Source organism: Intestinimonas butyriciproducens (assembly GCF_004154955.1).
GTDB lineage: Bacteria > Bacillota > Clostridia > Oscillospirales > Oscillospiraceae > Intestinimonas > Intestinimonas butyriciproducens.
On the sequence record NZ_CP011524.1, the window covers coordinates 1765739 to 1784998 of the forward strand.

A 19260-nucleotide genomic window follows, 5' to 3' on the forward strand; every position below is an offset into this window, starting at 1 on the left:
TTTATTCCCGCGTCCCGATGAGAGCGCTGTAGCCCCCTCCATCGGAGAGTTGGTTGGGGGAGAGCGCCACCAGAATCCCCCCATAGTCCACCGTTCCCACCTGTGCCCGATCCAGTCTCAGGGCCAGAAGCATTCCGCACTCCACTCCCACCGCTTGGTACGGAAGGAGGCGGAAGCGTTTTCCCATCTCGCTTTTTGAAAGCCGCTCCATTGTCCCCACGGGATCTTTTAATGCCAGTTCGCCCACCTCTTCCGGAAGAAGGGGGCCCAGTTTTGCCCCCTCAGCCACCATAACCGGACGTCCTGTGACCGGATCGGCCAGCGTGTTTCCCGTGTCGACCAGCGCCGTGAGTGCCACCCTTTTTTCCCCCAGACTCAGGACCGCCGGTATGAGTTCACGCCTGGAGTGTTTCGCAGTCCTGCTGAACACCAATGTAAGTGCCACATAGCAGACAGCCGCCGAGAGCAATATGATCTTCAGATCCATAGCCGAGTAAAGGATGCCGTTCCGCAGAGTGAGTCCCCGTCCCCCCAGCAGTCCAATGGCAAAAATTCCACCGCCAAAGGCACAGGAGAGCCCCAAAAACACCAGTGTTACCCGCAGGAGCCTGCGGCTTCCCCCCAGTCCGGCCAGCAGCATGACGATTGCCGCGCTCAATTTGCAGAGTGGATGGGTCAAAAAAACCATTCCGGGAAAAAACACTGCCGATGCATACAGCGCCCCCACCGCTGCACCAAGCGCAAGCCTGGGCCGACAAATGACCTCTCCCGCCAATTTGGCAGTGGCAAGCAGCAGCAGGTAATCCACAATTAAATTGAGCAGAAAAAGGGAATCTATGTAGACGACCGTCATTTCCTTCCCCCTTCTTTTTTGCTTGGAGACTGTCCTATATTATACGAGCCTCCCCATACAAAAAAGGTCTAACCGGGGGTGCTGTCACGACCTGCCCTTGAATCTATATGGCGAGGCGGACTGCGCAAAGGTCTCCGTCCGTTTGAAGCGGATAAAAAGGAATGGGCAAACCGTCCATGTCGGTTTGCCCATTCCTTTTTATCCGCTCTTGCGAAGCATGCGGCCGTAAATCGGTCTATCAGGGTCAGGAGCCGATATAGGCTCGAATAACCCTTCTTTTATGAACTTCTCAATCCGCAGCGCAATCCAAGCATCCCCAATACCAAGTTGGTATCGGCCTAAAAGATTGCCTATTACATTGGCTTCCAGAAATTCATTCGATTGCGCTTCCAACTCCCGCAAAATGAAACTATCATAGATGTTTTCGGGCGCGCCTTGCAGTTTTCCATTTAGGAATATCCGCAGCGGATCATTTTCCTCCTGCAACTGCCGCCAGCGCATCGCACAGGCTGACAGCAGGGCTGGCTTCACTTCCTGCTGCAAGGGAAGATACCGTCCCCATTTCCCCGGAGATATTTCGCCCCATCCGATATAAGCACAAAGCGTGTTTTGATCAGAATATTCCCATTCCGGCAGTTTGATACTATATATAGGTCCATGGGTCGAAACGGATTGAAACTGCGTCAGCAACCAGTAAAAGCCGCAAATCTCATCAGGATTATGACTATACCAGATCCGTACAGCCTCGCCGCGAGAAGCGCGCTCCAGAACTTCCCGCAACGAATTCCGGCTTTTCAGGATCATCTGCTCCATCTGCTGCCCCGCGTCATCTCCCGCGGCCCAAGTGGAGCTTAATTGTTCCAGCACCTTTCGACGGCTGCTGCCAATACCATTTTCAGCTATATCGCCTATACTCCATGCGACATCGATGCCATATACATCCGCTGGGTTCCCTCCAAGCGGGATCGCCCTTTCCCATTCTTGGCGAGCGCGTGCTTCTGCATCTTTCTTCGAGGCTTCAAGTTCCTTTTTTGAGGGCTTTGGGCCTTCTTCCCGCTCAGCAAAGATAAAACCGATCGCGCCGTCGGGACATTTACCCGTACCATATCGCTGGGCCACCTTTAGACTGCCGCAAGCACTTTGACTAAATACCACTTCGATCACAGAAAAAATCCCCCCCTCCGTCTCCCCTATAAACAGTATTAAGAATTTTTCAGCGCCCGGGTAAGAAAACAAGCGGAGAGGACCCGCAAACCGTGGATCACAGCCTGTGGGTCCTCCCCATGCCAAAGGTTCTTTCCTCTTTGCTGCCCCGCTGAACGGGCGGGTAAGCGCTCTGATGGTTTACCTGTCGGCGGGATATGAAATGTGAAAGCGGATGTTCGCCTCTATCCCTCGGCAAATACCTCATCGACCGCCTCCAAGGTACGTTCCAGATCCTCCCTGGTATGGGCTGTAGAGACGAACATGGACTCAAACTGCGCCGGCGCCAGGTAAACGCCGCGTTCCAGCATACCCTTAAAATACCTGGCATATCTGCCTACGTCGCTTCCCTTGGCATCCAGGAAGGTAGTCACGGCGCTGGGCGTGAAGAACGGCGCCACCAGGGACCCAATCTGGTTGACCGCCACACCGGCCCCATGTTTCGCCGCCGCGCGGCGCATCCCTTCCGCCAGCTCTTTGGCATATTTTTCGAGGGCGGCATATACCTCAGGGTGGGCCTGGATATACCGGAGCTGGGCAAGCCCTGCGGCCATAGCCACAGGATTACCGGACAGCGTCCCGGCCTGGTAGACCGGCCCGCAGGGGGCCACTTGTTCCATAAGGGCCCGGCTGCCGCAGTAGGCTCCAACGGGCATACCTCCGCCGATGATTTTACCAAACGTGACCAGATCAGCCCTTACACCGAAATATTCCTGGGCCCCGCCGGAAGCCAACCGGAATCCGGTAATGACCTCGTCAAAGATCAGAAGTGCACCGTGTTTGTCGCACAGGGCGCGGAGTCCCTCCAGAAAACCGGGTGCCGGTCCTACCACGCCCATGTTCGCCGCCACAGGCTCCACAATCACACAAGCCACCTGTCCGTGGTATTCCTCCAGCAGAACCTCCACAGAGGCGAGGTCATTATACTGCGCCGTCAGGGTATGCTTCACGATATCCTCCGGCACCCCTGCAGAGCTGGGATGCCCTCCCGCCAGAGCGGAGGAGCCCGCATTCACCAGCAGGCAGTCACTGTGTCCATGGTAGCAGCCCTCAAATTTGATGAGTTTGTCCCGGCCGGTAGCCCCCCGTGCTAAGCGAAGCGCAGACATCACAGCCTCCGTACCGGAGTTCACCATGCGGACCATCTCAATGTTGGGGACCATCTCCACCATGAGCTCGGCCATCTCCACCTCCCGCTGCGTGGGCGCGCCAAAGGAAAGGCCGTCCTTCACGGCCCGCTCCACCGCCTCCCGGACCGCAGGATGGTTGTGTCCCAACAGCATGGGCCCCCAGGAACAGACATAATCGATATAATGTTTTCCGTCGGCATCGTAGATATAGGCGCCGTCGGCCCGCTCAATGAATCGCGGACACAGCTCCACAGCTCGGAACGCCCGCACCGGGGAATTGACGCCGCCCGGAAGCACCTTTTGGGCCCGGTCAAAGAGTTCCTGTGATCGCTCCATCAGCCGATATCCCCCTTTTGAATCGCCCCGGCCAGCTCCTTGGCAAAGTATGTGATCAGCATATTGGCACCCGCACGGAAGACCGAAAGGGCGCTCTCGCACATCACCTTGTACTCATCGATCATCCCTGCGTTTCCAGCCGCCTTGATCATGGCGTACTCGCCGGAAACAGAGTAGGCGCACATGGGAAGATGAAACGCCTCTGAGCACTCCCGGATCACATCCAGATAAGAGAGAGCCGGCTTTACCATAAGGATATCGGCCCCCTCTTCCACATCCAGCGCACACTCTTTTACCGCCTCCTTGCGGTTGTGAGGGTCCATCTGATAGCTTTTCCGGTCCCCAAAAGAGGGGGCTGAACCGGCGGCCTCGCGGAAGGGCCCGTAGAACGCGGAGGCATACTTGGCAGAGTAAGCCATGATGGGCACATTCTGATGATCGTGCTGATCCAGAATCGCTCGGATCGCAGCGATGCGTCCGTCCATCATGTCCGAGGGAGCTACCATATCAGCTCCGGCCTCCACGTGGGAGAGGGCGGTTTTCGAGAGGACCTCCAAGGTTTTGTCGTTGTCTACCTCATTCCCGCATAGAATACCGCAGTGGCCGTGGTCGGTATACTCGCACATACACACGTCGGTGATGAGATAGAACTCCGGATGTTTGGCCTTGATGGCACGAATCGCCTCCTGGATCACACCCTTCTTGTCCCAGGCGGAAGAGCCCTGCGCATCCTTCTCTGCCGGGAGCCCGAAGAGGATCCCCCGCCGGATACCGGCTGCAAGGCACTCTTCCACCGCCTCATTCACTGCATCCACGCCGTAATGATATTGCCCATCCAGCGCGGGGATGGGGCGCTTGCCCGTCAGTGTTTCGTCCACAAAGATGGGGTAGATCAGACTGTCCACAGAGAGCCTGGTCTCTCGGCACATCCGGCGGATGGCTTCATTCTGCCGCAGTCTGCGGGGACGATTGATCAGTTCCATGTCTTATTACCTTCTTTGATGATAATATCGATCAGCGCGTCCATGGTGGCCTGTGCCGCCACTCTGGTGCGGATACCGTACCGTCTCGCTTCGGCGGCGGTCTGCTCGCCGATACATGCTCCCAGGACCCTGCTGAAATCCAAATCTTCTCCCACAGAGTGGGAAAAGCCCCGCACCGTGGAGGCACTGGTAAAGGTGACGATATCCACCTTATCCTCCCGAATCAGGGCCCGAAGGGCAGCGGCATGCTCACTTTCATAGGCTGTGGTGTAGCAGTGGATGTCATCATAAGGAATCTTACCGCGCTCCAGCGCTTCCGTCAAGGCCGGAGAACCCAGTTCAGCCCTGAGGATGAGGACCCGTCCGGACACCATTCCGGCCAGACCTGCGCCCAGATGGGCGGCATCATAGACCGCCGGGATATAGTCCGCCCGGAGTCCATGCTTTCTGAGCTCCCGATCCGTACCCGGACCAATGGCAGCCAGCGTCATTCCACTGAGTGCCCGCGCATCTTTTCCTTCGCGCTCCAGCATGCCCCAGAGGGCCTCTACGCCTGCGGGGCTGGTCAGAACCAGATGCGTGTAATCGCCCAGCCGATTCAGCGCCGCCTCCATTTCCGGGCAGGGGATGATGGGCTCGGTGCGGATACATGGATATTCATATACGTCGGCGCCCAGCTTGCTGAGCCGCCCTGCCAGTGTGCCAGACCGCTCCCGCGGGCGGGTGACCACGATTTTCTTTCCTTTGAGCGGCAGGGCATCAAACCAGTCGAACTTTTCCGCCAGAGCGCACACTGGGCCGACAATGCTGATCGCCGGGCTTGTCACCGCCTGTTCTGTCGCCGTCTGCGCCAGAGTCCCCACCGTCGCATTGAAGCGGCGCTGCCGGGGCGTTGTCCCCTGCTCTACGATGGCCGCCGGCATATCGGCATTCATCCCCGCCTCCAAGAGTCCGGCGCAGATATCCGGCAGACTGGTGACGCCCATCAGAAAGACCAGTGTTCCCCGTGTCCTCACCAGGGCTTCAAAGTCGATTTCCAGCGGCTTTCCCGCCCGGGCGTGGCCGGTGATGATATGGAGGGACGATGTAAACTCCCGGTGTGTCACCGGGATTCCACCATAAGCGGGAACCGCAATGGCCGAGGTAATGCCGGGCACCTCCTCAAAGGACACGCCGTGTTCTGTAAGCAGTTCCAGCTCCTCGCCGCCCCGGCCGAACAGGAACGGGTCCCCTCCCTTCAGGCGCACCACACGTTTGCCCTCCAGAGCCTTGTTCAGCAAAAGACGGTTGATCTGCTCCTGTGGAACCAGATGGTGGGACGCCTCCTTGCCCACATTGATCTTTTCCGCATTCTCCGGCATCAGGGACAAAATCGCAGGACTCACCAGGCGGTCATACACAACCACTTGTGCCTCCAGCAGAGCTTCGCGGCCCTTGACCGTGAGGAGCCCCGGATCTCCCGGCCCCGCGCCTACCAGCGTTACCTTACCAATCATGCGTCTCCCTCCCTGATGCGCTCCGCCAACTCAATTCCAAGGGCCTCTCCCCGGGTGCGGGGACCGGAAATCGCATCGAACCTCGCCTCTCCGTCAGGGCCCACATCCATCCCCCGCAGGATCAACGTATCTCCTTCCACCGTGGCAAAGGCCGCCACCGGCGAGGAGCAGCCGCCGTCCAGTCTGCGGACAAAGGCCCGCTCCGCAAGGGCGCAGTCGGTCCCATCCCGGTCCCGGAACCGCTCCAGCCAGGAGACATCCTCCCCTGCTCGGACCTGGACAGCCAGAATTCCCTGTCCGGCAGCGGGGATCATCTCCTCCGTTGTGAAATACCGTGCAATCCGCTCCTCCAGACCAAGGCGCCTGAGGCCGGCTGCCGCCAGTACCAGCGCGGCATATTGTCCCTCGTCCAGCTTTCTAAGCCGGGTCTGGACATTTCCGCGCACGGGCGCCACAGGCTGCCCGGGGAACAGCCTCCTGAGCTGCAGGGTCCGGCGCGCGCTGGCACAACCGATGGGCTTGGTCGGGTCCAGTTCCCCCACCCCGAGAGGCAGCACCAGCGCGTCCCTGGGGTCCTCCCTATGTGAAAACCCCGCCAAAGGCAATCTGGGGTCCAGCTCCATGGGCAGGTCCTTACAGCTATGTACGGTAAAATCCACCTGTCCGTCCAGAAGCGCAGCGTCCAGCTCCTTGACAAAAAGGCCCTTGCCCCCCACTTTATCCAGGGTGCGGTCCAAGATCTTGTCGCCGGTTGTCTTCATGGTGACCAGCTCGATGTGAATCATCGGGTCCCATGTCCGAACAGCATCCATGACCGTCTCAGTCTGAACAACGGCCAGAAGGCTCTCCCGGCTTCCCGCTCTGAGTCTCTTCAATCCAATTCCTCCAATGCTTTTCGCACTGCGCTTGCCGCTTCTGCGGCCCTGCGGTGGTCGCCGCCGCTGTGGGAGACCAGGCCCACCGTCACGCCGCCATGTTCACAGACAGCCGGAAAAAAGAAGGTGCACTCCTCCCGGCGATCCGCCACGCTGACGGGGATGCCCAGTTTCCTCGCCTCTTCCCCAACCGACCGGTTCACCTCCCGGTCATCTGTGGCCGCCACAGCCAGAAAAGCGCCCGCAAGATCTCCCGGCACATAGACACGTGGGACCCAATCGATGTTCCTCACGCCGCCCTTCCATTCGGGTGCGATCACCGTTACAGACGCGCCAAATTCGCCCAGGACCGCCGCCCTGCGGGCGGCGATGGCCCCACCGCCCACGATCACACATCGTCTGCCGTACAGGTCAACAAATAGCGGGAAACAGGATGCGTTTTTCTCCATGGCAATTCTCCCTCTCCCGGCTCCGGACGGCGGTATGGACTTTGATCTTCCCCACCACCCGCTCCAGGTCCTCCGGGGTAAAATGCTCCTTTAGCCCGCCGGTCAGCAGATCCACAGCTTTACTGACCGTCAGCTCCACCAGTTCCTCCTGCTCCAATCCGTCCTCCAGCTCCGGGTAGGTGAGCACCCGCTCCGTAATGGCCTCTTTCAGGTTCTCAATCGCGGGGAGGCATTTCCGATAGTTGTGCCACTCGTAGAAACGGCCCATATAATCATCCAAAATATCCAGTACCTCCACAGGGATCTCCCCCCTGTGCTGTTCAGCTCCCAACGTATCCACATTATAAAGCGTGATGCCGGGAAGCGCTTCTACTCCTGCGTCCACGTCCCGCGGCATAGAGAGATCCACGACCCAGGAAGGCCTTCTCTTGAGCATGCTCATCTGTTCTGCCGTTACCGTGTAATGGGGACTGGTGGTGGCTGAAAGGACCAAGTCCATCCCCTCCATAGCCGAAAACCGGTCATCATAGGGAACCACGCCGCAACCGGCAGGTACCACGGTCTCCCCGTGGCGGTAGGTCCGCAGTGTGACGGTCACCGAGCAGCCGGCTTCGCGGAGAAGAGATGCCGACAGTCGGCCCATCTCTCCATTGCCAATGACCAGCGCCCGCTTCCCATCCAACTTCCCCATATCCCGTCTCAATACATCGACCGCCCGGGCGGCGGCGGAGGTAGCGACTCCGGTAAGCCGAACTTTTGTTTTGATCTCCTTGCCCGCAGCCACAGCGTTTCGAAACAGGGTCTCCAGCACCGGGTCCGCCGTCCCCTGCTCCCTGGCTATGCCGATGGCCGCCTTCACCTGGGAGATAATCTGATCCTCTCCCCAGATCTGAGACTTGAGCCCCCCGGCTACCTCCATGAGGTGCCTGGCCGCCGCGCTGCCACGTCGCGTCACGAAAGCGCCGGCAAACGGAGCATATTCCAGCCCCACCGCGCCGCAAAGGATTTCGTCCGGCTTCAGATCGCTCTCTGGGGCGCACGAGAGATAGAGCTCCGTACGATTGCAGGTGGAGATGAGCGCACAACCCAGAATCCGTAGATTCTGGGCTCGGATCCGCCCCACCAGCGCTCCCACCTGCGCCCTGGTAAAGGAAAGCTGCTCCCGCAGCTCAATAGGCGCCTGACTGTAGTCCAGACCGGACATCAGAATGACCATGGAAAAACACTTCCTTGAGACAGTTTGATAATCAGACTATTCCTTAACGAGCACCACTGAAAAATAACCGGTGCCGTCCGTCATATCCGCAAAGCGGGGGTATAACGCTTCTCCCTTCATGCCGCAGTTGGCCACCATGGAGGCCCTCTCCAGAAGCCCCTTCTCCCGCAGGAGCGCCTGCAGTTCTCCGATGCTTTTTCCCGCCTTCATGAACACTTTATTGGCCGGAATGTCCAGGCAGTCGGCCGCCTCATGAGAAGCCGGAACGATGAGAAGCCGTTCCGCCCCTTCACACAGGGATGTATTGAGCCGGGCAGCCACGGCACAGAAGGAAGGAACGCCCGGGATCAGCTCAGCCTCATAGCCGCGGGCGAGAACCTTCCTGTGGACGTAAATATAGGTAGAGTACACTGTGGGGTCTCCCAGTGTAATAAAGGCCACGCTCCGCCCCTGATCCAGCAGTGCGCAGATATCCTCCGCGATTCTCTCATAACACCCGTCCAGCAGGCTTCGATCCCGTACCATGGGGGTAGGACAGCAAAGGAGCTCTTTCCCCTCCACAAACTCTCTGACGATATGGAGTGCGGTTTTCTCTCCCGCTCCCTTGTCCGGAACCGCCACCACGTCAGCCCCGCGCAGGATGCGCTCGGCCTTTCTGGTCACTAGCTCCGGATCTCCGGGCCCTACGCCAACCCCATACAGTTTTCCCTGATCCATATAAATGTCACGTCTCCTGTAGCAGTCTATTGATCTCTCTCCGCGCCGCACCGATGGTGGCGGCGGACCGGTCAGCGTCCAGCCCGTCCCTGTCCCGCAGGATCTCCATCAGATGGGCGATGCGCGGCAGGCGCAAATGATTCTCCCGCAGCAGCTCCGGCTGGGAAAAAAGCGCCTCTGTGGTCCCCTCCGCCGCTATCTTTCCTCCGTTGAGGAGGTAGGCATAGTCACAGTAAAGGGGTACGATATCCATATCGTGGGTGGCAATGATAATCGTCATCCCCAGCCTGCCGCGCAGCTCGGCGAGGAGACGCATAATATCGCTGACCCCCTGGGGGTCCAAGCCAGCCGTAGGTTCATCCAGAATCACCACGCTGGGCTCCATCACCAGCACCCCGGCGATGGCCACTCGCTTTTTTTGCCCAAAGGACAACGCATGGGTAGGTTTTCCCTTCAGATGGGTCACGCCGGTCCACTCCATCGCCTCATCCACCCGGCGGCGCACCTCCTCCTCAGGAAGTCCCAGATTTACGCCTCCAAATGAGATGTCACGATATACGTCGGCGGAAAAAAGCTGGTCATCCGGGTCCTGAAAGACGATACCCACCTGCTTGCGGACGGATATGAGCCCCTTTCGATCATACGTGACAGGGACGCCGTCCACCCTCACTTCCCCGCCGGCCGGGGTGAGGACTCCGTTCAGATTTAAAAACAGGGTGGACTTTCCGGCCCCGTTTGCGCCCAAAATTCCTGTCATTTTCCCCCGCTCCGCCCGGAACGAGATGTGGTCCAGCGCCACCGTGCCGTCCTCATAGGTATAATAAAGGTCCCTTGCCTCAATGGCATAGGTCATTTCAGCACCCCGCTTTCCGCGAAAAATACCAGAAGTTGCAGCGCTACTACGCCAATGCCCCAGAAATAGAGTTTTTTCCCATTCTGATACTCCATGGGCAGCGTAACAAGACTCCCGGTATATCCTCTGGCCTCCAGCGCAGCGTACACCCGGTCTCCCTGCCTCCAGGCCCGGAGAAACACCAGCGAAAGCATTGTTCCCACACACTCCAAACTCTGCCGAAACCCCTGATAACCGAGCCTGGACTCCTGGGCCACACGGATACGTCCTGCCGTGTCCATCAGGACAAAGATAAACCGATAGATGAGTTCCATAAGCTCCACCAGCAGCCGGGGCACATGGAGCCGCTCCAGCGCCATGGTGAGATCGGTCACAGGCGTATTGAGCGACAAAAAATACATGGCGGAGATAGCGCCCAATGCTTTACAAAAAACCATCAGACCCATCCGGAGATAACCAACAGTGATTCCCCACCGGAAGCGTCCCAACAGGCGAAAAGCGCACAGCGCCTCCGTCTCCTCAGAAACCGGCCGCAATACGACGGTAGCGCAGCCGATGATCAAAAAAGCCAGCGGGATCTTCAGAAAATGAAGCACCGTTTTCGGTCTCTGCCCCCCAAGCCCCACCGTGAGTGCCCCCATCACAAGCGCCGTCACAAGGCCCACGGAAATGCTCTCGCTGAACAGGCACACCAGCAGCACGGCCAGAGAGAACCAGAGCTTTGGGATCGGGTCCACCTCCTTGAGCCGTGAGGAATATGCGTACCGATCCGTCCCCATGGTCACACCCTCTTGGACTCCTCCGGCTTTCTCGCCGTGATGCGCCCCAGCACAAAGCACACGACACCGGAACCAAGCGCCGCCTGGAGCGCGAAAAGCAGGGACTCGATCTCCCCGCTGGCAGGCTCCGACAAGGGCTCGAACCAAGGCTCATAGTCGGGATTGGTCTCCTCGATGAGCGCTCCGGCGATCCCATCGGCTCCGCCAAACTCCGCATCCTTGCAATACCAGAGAGGAAAAGCGGCCAACAGCACGACCAAGGCGATCAGAATCACGTTTTTCTGCCAGACTTTCATGCTTCTTCCCCCCTCTTTATAGTACGGAGAGCTCTTGGAGCTCTGCAGCAGAGTATTTTTCCAGCACATTAAATACCACCACGGTCAGCAGCCCCTCGGCAATGGCCAGCGGAATCTGGGTCACGGCAAAGATAGCCAGATACTCCCCAAAATTTCCGTGGACCACCCCCAATTGAACGGATGTGGTCACATAGGTGAGCAGGTCCCCCAGGGCTGCGGCAAAGAATACGGCCACAGAGGGCTTGGTCTTCGCTTTTTTCAGCAGCATATAAACACCCCAGGACACAAAAGGTCCTACGATGGCCATAGAGAAAACGTTAGCGCCCAAAGTGGTCAGACCGCCGTGGGCCAACAGCAGCGCCTGGAAAAGCAGGACAATGAGCCCCAGGATCGTGGTGGCGGTGGGACCGAACAGGATCGCGCCCAGCCCCACTCCGGTGGGATGAGAGCAGGACCCCGTAACCGACGGAATCTTCAGTGCAGAGAGGACAAAAGCGAATGCGCCGCACATGGCAAGGAGCACTTTCGCTTTGGGATTGAGATCCACCTTCTTTTTAATAGAGAAAAAACCGGAAACTACAAATGGGACGCATACCGCCATCCAACCGAATGCCCAAGCCTTGGGCAGCATCCCCTCGGCGATGTGCATAGCTGATGCGCCGGACAGCATAAGGCCCAGTAGGGCAATGGACGCCGCCAAGAGCCTGAACTTGCGTGGAACATGATACTTCATCAGAATGCTCTCCTTTATTTCCTCTTGCAAAAATTCGCGGCGTCGCCGCACTCCTGTTTTTCGTTTTTATTCGGCCTCCTCGGCGTGCCGGACAAAGACTTCCCGAATCCCAGGATACTCTCCCAATCCGGAAAGCACACACTTCACGTCATAACCCTGCGCCGCGATCCGGTTTTTCCAGGAGTCCGCCTCATCCCCCGCCAAGTCATTTTTGGCGTGATCCCCTGCCACCACCATCAGCGGATAGAGCACGACCTTTTTCACCTCCGGGCGCTCATCCAGCCGATGCAATACCTCTTCCAACCCGGGATATCCCTCTACCGTGCCGACAAGTATATCGGTCCGCCCCAGATCGTGAAAAACATACTCCAATTGACAGTAGGCGGAATTTGCAAAGTGTTCCGTTCCATGCCCCATAAAGACAAGTGCCGTATCCTTCTCCCGTGTCGGCAGGACCTGCAGGAGCGCCTGCGCCGTGACCTTGTAATCCTGTACCGTGGTCAGCAAGGGGCGGCCTACGGCCAAGCGCACAAATTTCTCCCGGAACGGCTCTGTCTGCGCCGCGAGTTTATCGTATTCGTCTCCGTTCATGATGTGTGTGGGCTGGAGCACCACATCGTCGAATCCCTCCGCCGCCAAGCGTGAGAGGGCCTGCGGCACATCGTCGATATGCAGCCCGTCCCGGCGCTCCAGCTTCCGGAGGATCATGCCGCTGGTAAATGCCCGGCGCTGGACTCTGCCCGTCATACGCCCGGCGATGTCCCACTCGATGGGCTGAATGGTCTTTTCCAGCGTATCCAGGTGGCTGGTCCCGAAGGATACCACCAACACAGCTTGTCCGGCCATCGTATCCACCCCCTCCGATATTATTCTCTGGCGTTTCCCGACGCCAGGTACAGCATGGCATTGCAGATACAGGCGGCCACATTGGACCCGCCCTTCCGACCACGGGCCACGATATAGGGGACCTGCTCGGTGAGCAGGAGCTCCTTGCTCTCCACCACATTGACAAAGCCCACCGGCACGCCAATGACCAGCGCAGGGCTCAGCTCTCCAGCCTCCATAAGCTCGCAGGCCCGTACCAACGCTGTGGGCGCATTTCCCAGGGCCAGAATCAAAGGCCCCTTCAGCCGCGCGGCCCGCTCCATGGAGACCGTTGCCCGGGTAACCCCCCGCTCCTTGGCCTCATTGGCCACGTCGACGTCGGACATAAAGCAGAGCACCTCGCCGCCAAACCGCTCCAATACCCGTTTATTGATCCCGGAACGTGCCATCTGGGTATCGGTGACGATCGTGCAGCCCTGCCGGATGGCTTCCACGCCTCTCTGTACCGCGCCTTCGGAAAATACCAGATGATCGGCATAATCAAAATCGGCGGTGGTATGGATGACCCGCTTCACCACGGGCAGCACCTCTGCCGGGAAGCTCCGCTCTCCCAGCTCCGATTGAATGATCTCCATGCTCCGCGCCTCGATGTCCGCAGGCGCCACTCTCTGCAATTCTACTTTCATATCTCTATTCCTCGCCGTTCAAAATACGGTATACCCGCTCCATATCCAAACTTTCCCGCAGTCCGGCGGCCAGTTTGTCGTACTGCTCCTCCTGGTAGCTCCGATAGTCTATCGCAGCGGCGGTGGGGGAGAGCCCCTTCGTCGCAAAGAGCGCATTGACCAGCCCCTGGGCGCTCTCTGCCCGCTCAAAAATACCGTGCACATAGCTGCCCCAGACGTTACCACAGGATGCGCCATCCCGCTTGGTCTGCCCATCCAGCGTGGTAATCTCCGTCAGAGGCTTTCCGTCATCCAGAAGAGCCGTGTCTCCCATATGGATCTCATACCCGTCGAAAGGAACACCGTTGAGGCCGGCAAAGACTCCCTGGGCACCGAAATAGGCCCCTCTCACCCGTGTCCGGGTCTTTTCCCCCCGGAACACCGTGGAAACGGGCAGCAGTCCCATACCGGCCAGCTCTCCACCGCTCTCCACTCCATCGGGATCAGAAAGGGTGCGCCCCAGCATCTGATAGCCGCCGCAGACACCCAACACGGCTCCGCCCCGGCTGGCATGCTGGAGCACTTTGGCCTCCAGCCCATTTTGACGCATCCATTTGAGGTCATCCATCGTGCTTTTGGTACCCGGAAGGATCACCAAATCAGGATTTCCGAACTTCCCCGGAGTGCGCACATAGCGCACCGTTACTCCGGAGAGACGCTCCAATGGGTTGAAATCCGTAAAGTTGGAGATGCGGGGCAGTTGAATCACCGCGATATCCAGCAGTCCTACCTGCCCCTCCCCCCTCATCTTGGAGGAGAGAGAATCCTCATCGTCCACATCCACATCCAGCATGGGCACTACGCCCAATACCGGCTTGCCGGTGAGTTCCTCCAATGTGACCAGACCAGGCCGCAAAATCTCCACATCGCCACGAAACTTATTGATGAGAAGGCCCTTGATCCGTGCCTGCTCCTCCGGTTCCAAAAGCTTCACCGTCCCGTAGAGAGAGGCAAATACGCCGCCGCGGTCGATGTCTCCCGCCAACAGCACCGGAGCGCCCGCCAGTCTGGCCATACCCATGTTGACAAAATCATCCTGGCGGAGGTTGATCTCCGCCGGGCTTCCCGCCCCCTCGATCACGATGATGTCGTTTTCGGCGGAGAGACTCTCAAAGGCAGCCATAATCTCAGGGATCAGCGCCTTTTTGTACTTGAAATACGCCACGGCCCCCATGGTCCCCCGGGGCACGCCGTTTACAATGACTTGGCTTCCCATATCGTTGGTGGGCTTGAGGAGCACCGGATTCATCCTCACATCGGGGGCTACTCCCGCAGCCTCCGCCTGGACCACCTGAGCCCTTCCCATCTCCAGACCGTCTGCGGTGATAAAGGAATTGAGCGCCATATTTTGGGATTTAAAAGGGGCCACTCGATAGCCGTCCTGATGAAAAATACGGCACAGCCCCGCCGCCAGCAGACTTTTTCCCGCATTGGAGGCAGTCCCCTGGATCATGATCGCTTTTGCCATTTACAGCACCTCTTTCAATGCCCGGACAAGCCGTTCATTTTCTCCCCTCAGGCGGATCGCGATCCGATAGTAGTCCTCTGTCAGCCCCACATAGTTGGCACAGGAGCGGATGAGGATTCCCCGCTTCAGAAGCCGTTCTCTCAGATCCGTCACGCCCGCCCTCTGAAAAAGGAGATAATTTGCCGCGCTGGGAAACACCCGCAGACCCAATCCGGCCAACTCGCCGGTCAGCCAGCGTCTCTCCACCTCAATCAACTGCCGGGCCAACAGCGGATGGAGGGGCTCCTGCAAGGCCGCCACTCCGGCTGCCTGGGCCGGAGCAGATACGCTCCAGGGCTGCGCGCACCGGGAGAGTCGGTCCAGCAGACCCGTATCCGATGTGATACAGTAGCCCAGCCGCAGTCCCGGCATGGCATAGCACTTGGTAAAAGCCCGCAGCAGGAGCAGATTGGGATAGGACTTCACGTATCCGGCGAGGCCCCCCGAGTCCCCGCTGTCGGATAGGGCCAGGAAGCACTCGTCTACCACCAGCCGTATCCCCCTGCCCGCGCATCGCTCCAAAATGCGCTCCATGAGTCCGCGCGCAATAGGCTGTCCGGTGGGATTGTTGGGCGTGCAGAAGAAAGCCATCTCCAAGCGTCCGTCCAGATCCTCCAGCACAGCATCTGTCAAGTTAAAATCGTTGTCAGGTGTCAGGCGGTGGTAGACCACTTCGCTTCCCGCAGCTTCCATGGCCTCCTGATACTCCGAAAAGGTAGGCGCCGTGACCAGGGCCCGCTTGGGCCTGAGTGCAAAGGCCAGCCGGAAGATGAGATCCGCCGCTCCATTGCCGCAGAGGACCCATTCCCGCTCCACGCCGTCCCGCCGTGCGATCCCCTCGGTAAGCACGCGGCACAGGGGGTCTGGGTAATGAACGGCTCCCTTTACTGCGGCGGCCGCCGCCCGGCGCACGGACTCCGGCATGCCCAGCGGATTCAGATTGGCGGAGAAGTCCACGATTTCCCCCTGAAACCCCATCTTGGCAGTGAGAATGTCGCCGCCGTGGGTATACGCTTTCATCCGATCCCCCCTCCTTTCGTTCTTTTCTTTCACCTGCCCTCAGGCCAGGCTCAGCAGCAGGGGTATCCCGCAAAAAAGCACCATGGCCAGGAAAGCTGTGGCATACATGAGCCGGTTGGCGCGGAGAATATCCGCAGCCTCCACCGGGCGCATGGCGTCTCCGATAGAGGGCTTTTCCACTAACGTGCCAAAATAATAATTGCTCCCGGCCAGCTCCACATCCAGCGCCCCGGCGCAGGCCGCCTCCGTATGGGCGGAGTTGGGGCTCTTGTGATTTTTTCGGTCCCGCTTAAAGATACGCCACGCGTTTTTTCCATCAAATCCTGCGGGACGGGCCGCCAGACACATGAGTATGCCCGCCAAACGGGCCGGGATCCAATTCACCACATCATCCAGCTTGGCCGCCGCCCGGCCAAAGTAGAGATACCGGTCATTCTTGTACCCTACCATAGAATCCATGGTATTGACGGACTTGTAGAGCATTCCCAGAGGCGCTCCCCCCAGGGCCAGACACAGAAGAGGCGCAATCACGCCGTCGGAGGCGTTCTCGGCCACGGTCTCCACCGCCGCCTTGGCAACGCCGGTCCTGTCCAGCCGGTCTGTATCCCGTCCCACGATCATGGAGACAGCACGCCTGGCCTCTTCCAGGGTCCCGTCCCGCAGGGCCCGGTAGACCTTTACGCTCTCGTCCCGCAGGGAGCGGGCAGCCAGAAGCTGATAACACAGTACCGTCTGTGCGGCAAACGCCAGCCAGGGATGGATCCGTCCGCACAGCCATAAGATCAGCACGGTGACGCCGGTGGATATTCCGCCCACCAGTACCACCAGAACGCCGCCTGCCGCCAGTTCGCCCCGCTCTCCCCTGGGAAAAACCGTCCGCAGGAGCTTTTCCAGTCCGGCGATCAACGCGCCGATGGCCCGTACCGGATGGGGCATCCAGTGGGGGTCTCCCAGCAGAAGGTCCAGGCAGAACCCCAACAGAAGAGCATATAGCCGCAGGGTAAGGCTCATGCCCTGACCCTCCCGACGGTCCCCAGAATGTCCAGCCGAAGAGGGTCTCTGCACAGTTCGGCCCGGTAGCCGCCGCAGTTCTGGGGATACCAATCGTAAAAGCGCTCCCGGCTCGGCCGGCCATGGAGCGTGAGCATCCCCATCAGAAGACCTCCGTGGGACACCACGCCAATGCGCTCATAGCCCCGCGCGGCAGCATCGTCGGCAAGCCGCCCCAGCGCCCTGGAACCCCGGCGGGCACAGTCTTCGGCGGGCTCACCCACCGCCATCTCCCCCGCCAGCCACCGCTGGTAGAGAGGATCGTTCTTGAGCTCCTCGTGATTCTTCCCCTCAAAAGGGCCGAAGTCGGTCTCCCGCAGATCGTCCACAACCGTGTGTTCCACCCCCGGCCACAGCAGTTCCGCCGTCCTGCGGCAGCGGAGCATGGGACTGATATAGAGGTGCTCCACCGTGGGCAGCAGCGGTGCAGTCTCGCGGGCCAGCGTCTCCCCCTCGGGCGCCAAGGGTACATCCAGCCGCCCCACAAAGCGCTTTTCCTTGTTTCCCTGGGTCACACTGTGCCGTACCAGGATCACTTCCATGCCCCTTCCCCCTTCAACACCATACTCAGTCCGCAGAAGATGCGCTCCACCCGGTCTGCCCGCCGGGCCAGCACACAGCACAGGCGTCCCACTGCCTCTCGCCAGCTCCGCTCTCCAGGATCGATGGGCACCACCCCACAGCCCACCTCGTCACAAAGGATGACCACGTCCGGGTTATCCTCGAGGACTGTGTCCAGCTTTTCCTCCAGGTTTTCGTCCGGATGTTCCCGTATCCAAGACTCCAGGCCGACAAAAATCGGTTTTCTTCTTGCCGCCTCAGGGTCACGGGCCACATCCTCCGGGCCGCACCCTGTCTTTTCTATGGCATAAGCCAGCTTGCCCTGGCCTGTACCGCCGATGAGCAAAATCATAACAGCACCTCGATCCGCTGGGCCAGTACTACCTGGAGCACCATAGCGCATTCACAGATCTGGAGAAAAAATCCCGCCAGATCCCCGGTGACACCTCCAAACTGCCGTGTAGACATGACCCTATAGTAGAGAAAGGACAGCAGCGCCCCAGCCACCGTGAATGCTCCGGCCCACAGGTCCAGCCACAGCATTCCGGCGCAGCAGCCGATTACCCACAGCACCAACACCACCCGCGCCCGCTTGGCGTCCATGGGCTGCGTAAAGGTTGCCAGCAGACCGCTCCCACGGGCGTTGGGCCAGGAGCAGGCCGCCAGGCCGGACAGGCTGCGGGACAGCGCTGGCCCCAGGCACAGAACCCAGAACGTGCCGCCGGCCGGCTCCGCTTCGCACCATACCGCAAAGAAGGTGATGAGATACAGGCAGCAACAGATGATCGCAAAGGCTCCTGTGTGGGAGTCCTTTAATATTTCCAGCTTTTTTTCTCTGGGCTGGTGGGAGCCCAGCGCGTCGGCCGTGTCACAGAAGCCGTCCAAGTGGATGGCCCCGCTCACCGCCACGGGCAGCAGCAACGCCCCAGCGGCCCGGAGCCAGGGTCCGATATCCAACAGTGCGCACAGCTCCAGCCACAACCCCAGAAGCAGACCGATCACCACCCCCACCACTGGAAAAAAGCACAGCGCCCAGGAGAGACTCTTTCGATCCCACTCCACCTGAGGCACTGGGAGCTTGGAGTACATCGCCACCGCAATCCAAAGAGATCGCATCACATCCTACTCCCCCTTCCAGCAGACAGGTATGCCGCAGACCACCTCATAGACCCTGTCCGCCTGGGCCGCGATGACCCGATTGAGTTGGGCGAGGCAAGCCAGGTATGCCGCCGTCTCCGGATCATAGCAGACTCCGTCGGAAAAAAGTTCATTGGTGACCACCACGACAGTGGATGACCGATCCCGCAGCTTCCGTATCCCTGTGAGCACCCTCTCAGGGACTCCCGCCCGGTCGCCGCCGTCGAACCACTCGTTGGCCGCGAGGTTGGAAAGGTCCTCCAGCAGCACCACCGCCCCTTCGGGGACCGGCATCTCTCCGAGGCGGACCGGCCGCTCCACCGTGCGGAATCCCTTTCCTGCCCGCATGGCCCGATGCCGCTCCACCCGCTTCCGGCTCTCAGCATCCCAAACCTGCATTGTGGCCACATAGATCCGCTCTCCCGCCTGGGTGCGGACCACCAGTTCCTCGGCATACCGTGATTTTCCGCTTGCCGAGCCGCCGCTGACCAAAATAAGCATCGCCGTTCTCCGCCC

At 59.5% G+C, this 19260-nt stretch carries 22 protein-coding genes; all 22 read right to left on the reverse strand.

Annotated elements, in window-relative coordinates:
* Position 1: 1 nt before the first annotated feature.
* The 22 genes from SRB521_RS08925 to SRB521_RS09030 all read right to left on the reverse strand — a co-directional run bounded on the left by SRB521_RS08925 (position 2) and on the right by SRB521_RS09030 (position 19245).
* Positions 2 to 853: a sigma-E processing peptidase SpoIIGA gene (locus SRB521_RS08925; RefSeq protein WP_075703797.1), complete on the reverse strand. Its 852-nt coding sequence runs from the start codon at positions 851 to 853 to the stop codon at positions 2 to 4.
* A 198-nt stretch (positions 854 to 1051) separates the two neighbouring features.
* Positions 1052 to 2017 (reverse strand): DUF3658 domain-containing protein, encoded by a 966-nt coding sequence (locus tag SRB521_RS08930; RefSeq protein WP_075705423.1) that lies wholly within the window; start codon positions 2015 to 2017, stop codon positions 1052 to 1054.
* A gap of 224 nt (positions 2018 to 2241) precedes the next feature.
* Positions 2242 to 3522 (reverse strand): glutamate-1-semialdehyde 2,1-aminomutase, encoded by a 1281-nt coding sequence (gene hemL / locus SRB521_RS08935; RefSeq protein ID WP_075703796.1) that lies wholly within the window; start codon positions 3520 to 3522, stop codon positions 2242 to 2244.
* Complete coding sequence (hemB, locus tag SRB521_RS08940; RefSeq protein ID WP_075703795.1) at positions 3522 to 4505, reverse strand: porphobilinogen synthase; 984 nt, start codon at positions 4503 to 4505, stop codon at positions 3522 to 3524. The genes hemL and hemB overlap by 1 nt, the downstream gene beginning before the upstream one ends.
* A complete protein-coding gene (gene cobA, locus SRB521_RS08945; protein ID WP_075703794.1) occupies positions 4496 to 6001 on the reverse strand; it encodes a uroporphyrinogen-III C-methyltransferase in 1506 nt (501 codons plus the stop codon). Before cobA ends, hemB begins: the two co-directional genes overlap by 10 nt.
* Complete coding sequence (gene hemC / locus SRB521_RS08950) at positions 5998 to 6876, reverse strand: hydroxymethylbilane synthase (protein WP_075703793.1); 879 nt, start codon at positions 6874 to 6876, stop codon at positions 5998 to 6000. Before hemC ends, cobA begins: the two co-directional genes overlap by 4 nt.
* Positions 6873 to 7325 (reverse strand): precorrin-2 dehydrogenase/sirohydrochlorin ferrochelatase family protein, encoded by a 453-nt coding sequence (locus tag SRB521_RS16495; protein WP_075703792.1) that lies wholly within the window; start codon positions 7323 to 7325, stop codon positions 6873 to 6875. The genes hemC and SRB521_RS16495 overlap by 4 nt, the downstream gene beginning before the upstream one ends.
* On the reverse strand, positions 7288 to 8541 hold the full coding sequence (gene hemA, locus SRB521_RS08960; protein WP_075703791.1) for a glutamyl-tRNA reductase: 1254 nt from the start codon (positions 8539 to 8541) through the stop codon (positions 7288 to 7290). The genes SRB521_RS16495 and hemA overlap by 38 nt, the downstream gene beginning before the upstream one ends.
* Positions 8542 to 8577: 36 nt before the next feature.
* Positions 8578 to 9258, reverse strand: a complete 681-nt coding sequence (cobI, locus tag SRB521_RS08965; RefSeq protein WP_075703790.1) for a precorrin-2 C(20)-methyltransferase — start codon at positions 9256 to 9258, stop codon at positions 8578 to 8580.
* A gap of 7 nt (positions 9259 to 9265) precedes the next feature.
* A complete protein-coding gene (locus SRB521_RS08970; protein WP_033117193.1) occupies positions 9266 to 10111 on the reverse strand; it encodes an ATP-binding cassette domain-containing protein in 846 nt (281 codons plus the stop codon).
* Positions 10108 to 10890 carry a cobalt ECF transporter T component CbiQ gene (gene cbiQ / locus SRB521_RS08975; protein WP_116721711.1) on the reverse strand — a complete coding sequence of 261 codons (783 nt, stop codon included), beginning with the start codon at positions 10888 to 10890 and terminating at the stop codon, positions 10108 to 10110. The genes SRB521_RS08970 and cbiQ overlap by 4 nt, the downstream gene beginning before the upstream one ends.
* Before the next feature lie 2 nt (positions 10891 to 10892).
* A complete protein-coding gene (locus tag SRB521_RS08980) occupies positions 10893 to 11186 on the reverse strand; it encodes an energy-coupling factor ABC transporter substrate-binding protein (protein WP_058117639.1) in 294 nt (97 codons plus the stop codon).
* Between the two features lie 16 nt (positions 11187 to 11202).
* Positions 11203 to 11919 carry an energy-coupling factor ABC transporter permease gene (locus SRB521_RS08985; protein ID WP_075703787.1) on the reverse strand — a complete coding sequence of 239 codons (717 nt, stop codon included), beginning with the start codon at positions 11917 to 11919 and terminating at the stop codon, positions 11203 to 11205.
* A 66-nt stretch (positions 11920 to 11985) separates the two neighbouring features.
* Positions 11986 to 12765: a sirohydrochlorin cobaltochelatase gene (locus tag SRB521_RS08990; protein WP_075703786.1), complete on the reverse strand. Its 780-nt coding sequence runs from the start codon at positions 12763 to 12765 to the stop codon at positions 11986 to 11988.
* 20 nt (positions 12766 to 12785) lie between these two features.
* On the reverse strand, positions 12786 to 13430 hold the full coding sequence (locus SRB521_RS08995; RefSeq protein WP_075703785.1) for a precorrin-8X methylmutase: 645 nt from the start codon (positions 13428 to 13430) through the stop codon (positions 12786 to 12788).
* Positions 13431 to 13434: 4 nt separating this feature from the next.
* Complete coding sequence (locus SRB521_RS09000) at positions 13435 to 14937, reverse strand: cobyric acid synthase (protein WP_116721712.1); 1503 nt, start codon at positions 14935 to 14937, stop codon at positions 13435 to 13437.
* Positions 14938 to 15996, reverse strand: coding sequence for a pyridoxal phosphate-dependent aminotransferase (locus tag SRB521_RS09005; protein ID WP_116721713.1), 1059 nt, complete (start codon positions 15994 to 15996; stop codon positions 14938 to 14940). It abuts the gene before it with no gap.
* A 39-nt stretch (positions 15997 to 16035) separates the two neighbouring features.
* Positions 16036 to 17007, reverse strand: a complete 972-nt coding sequence (gene cbiB, locus SRB521_RS09010; protein ID WP_075703782.1) for an adenosylcobinamide-phosphate synthase CbiB — start codon at positions 17005 to 17007, stop codon at positions 16036 to 16038.
* On the reverse strand, positions 17004 to 17588 hold the full coding sequence (locus SRB521_RS09015) for a histidine phosphatase family protein (RefSeq protein ID WP_058117634.1): 585 nt from the start codon (positions 17586 to 17588) through the stop codon (positions 17004 to 17006). Before SRB521_RS09015 ends, cbiB begins: the two co-directional genes overlap by 4 nt.
* Positions 17579 to 17959 carry a bifunctional adenosylcobinamide kinase/adenosylcobinamide-phosphate guanylyltransferase gene (locus tag SRB521_RS09020; RefSeq protein WP_033117184.1) on the reverse strand — a complete coding sequence of 127 codons (381 nt, stop codon included), beginning with the start codon at positions 17957 to 17959 and terminating at the stop codon, positions 17579 to 17581. The genes SRB521_RS09015 and SRB521_RS09020 overlap by 10 nt, the downstream gene beginning before the upstream one ends.
* Entirely contained in the window at positions 17956 to 18723 is a 768-nt protein-coding gene (locus SRB521_RS09025; RefSeq protein WP_058117633.1) for an adenosylcobinamide-GDP ribazoletransferase, read from the reverse strand. Before SRB521_RS09025 ends, SRB521_RS09020 begins: the two co-directional genes overlap by 4 nt.
* Before the next feature lie 6 nt (positions 18724 to 18729).
* Positions 18730 to 19245: a bifunctional adenosylcobinamide kinase/adenosylcobinamide-phosphate guanylyltransferase gene (locus SRB521_RS09030; protein WP_058117632.1), complete on the reverse strand. Its 516-nt coding sequence runs from the start codon at positions 19243 to 19245 to the stop codon at positions 18730 to 18732.
* Positions 19246 to 19260 lie beyond the last annotated feature (15 nt).

Bases quoted from the DNA above. Each gene is read 5' to 3' on its own strand.
- SRB521_RS09030 (WP_058117632.1), bottom strand. From the start codon at position 19,245: ATGCTTATTTTGGTCAGCGGCGGCTCGGCAAGCGGAAAATCACGGTAT.
- cbiQ (WP_116721711.1), bottom strand. From the start codon at position 10,890: ATGGGGACGGATCGGTACGCATATTCCTCACGGCTCAAGGAGGTGGAC.
- SRB521_RS09015 (WP_058117634.1), bottom strand. From the start codon at position 17,588: ATGGAAGTGATCCTGGTACGGCACAGTGTGACCCAGGGAAACAAGGAA.
- SRB521_RS09005 (WP_116721713.1), bottom strand. From the start codon at position 15,996: ATGAAAGCGTATACCCACGGCGGCGACATTCTCACTGCCAAGATGGGG.
- cbiB (WP_075703782.1), bottom strand. From the start codon at position 17,007: ATGAGCCTTACCCTGCGGCTATATGCTCTTCTGTTGGGGTTCTGCCTG.
- SRB521_RS08970 (WP_033117193.1), bottom strand. From the start codon at position 10,111: ATGACCTATGCCATTGAGGCAAGGGACCTTTATTATACCTATGAGGAC.
- SRB521_RS09020 (WP_033117184.1), bottom strand. From the start codon at position 17,959: ATGATTTTGCTCATCGGCGGTACAGGCCAGGGCAAGCTGGCTTATGCC.
- SRB521_RS08985 (WP_075703787.1), bottom strand. From the start codon at position 11,919: ATGAAGTATCATGTTCCACGCAAGTTCAGGCTCTTGGCGGCGTCCATT.
- SRB521_RS09025 (WP_058117633.1), bottom strand. From the start codon at position 18,723: ATGCGATCTCTTTGGATTGCGGTGGCGATGTACTCCAAGCTCCCAGTG.
- SRB521_RS08995 (WP_075703785.1), bottom strand. From the start codon at position 13,430: ATGAAAGTAGAATTGCAGAGAGTGGCGCCTGCGGACATCGAGGCGCGG.
- cobA (WP_075703794.1), bottom strand. From the start codon at position 6,001: ATGATTGGTAAGGTAACGCTGGTAGGCGCGGGGCCGGGAGATCCGGGG.
- SRB521_RS08980 (WP_058117639.1), bottom strand. From the start codon at position 11,186: ATGAAAGTCTGGCAGAAAAACGTGATTCTGATCGCCTTGGTCGTGCTG.
- hemL (WP_075703796.1), bottom strand. From the start codon at position 3,522: ATGGAGCGATCACAGGAACTCTTTGACCGGGCCCAAAAGGTGCTTCCG.
- hemB (WP_075703795.1), bottom strand. From the start codon at position 4,505: ATGGAACTGATCAATCGTCCCCGCAGACTGCGGCAGAATGAAGCCATC.
- hemA (WP_075703791.1), bottom strand. From the start codon at position 8,541: ATGGTCATTCTGATGTCCGGTCTGGACTACAGTCAGGCGCCTATTGAG.
- SRB521_RS08990 (WP_075703786.1), bottom strand. From the start codon at position 12,765: ATGGCCGGACAAGCTGTGTTGGTGGTATCCTTCGGGACCAGCCACCTG.
- SRB521_RS16495 (WP_075703792.1), bottom strand. From the start codon at position 7,325: ATGGAGAAAAACGCATCCTGTTTCCCGCTATTTGTTGACCTGTACGGC.
- cobI (WP_075703790.1), bottom strand. From the start codon at position 9,258: ATGGATCAGGGAAAACTGTATGGGGTTGGCGTAGGGCCCGGAGATCCG.
- SRB521_RS09000 (WP_116721712.1), bottom strand. From the start codon at position 14,937: ATGGCAAAAGCGATCATGATCCAGGGGACTGCCTCCAATGCGGGAAAA.
- SRB521_RS08925 (WP_075703797.1), bottom strand. From the start codon at position 853: ATGACGGTCGTCTACATAGATTCCCTTTTTCTGCTCAATTTAATTGTG.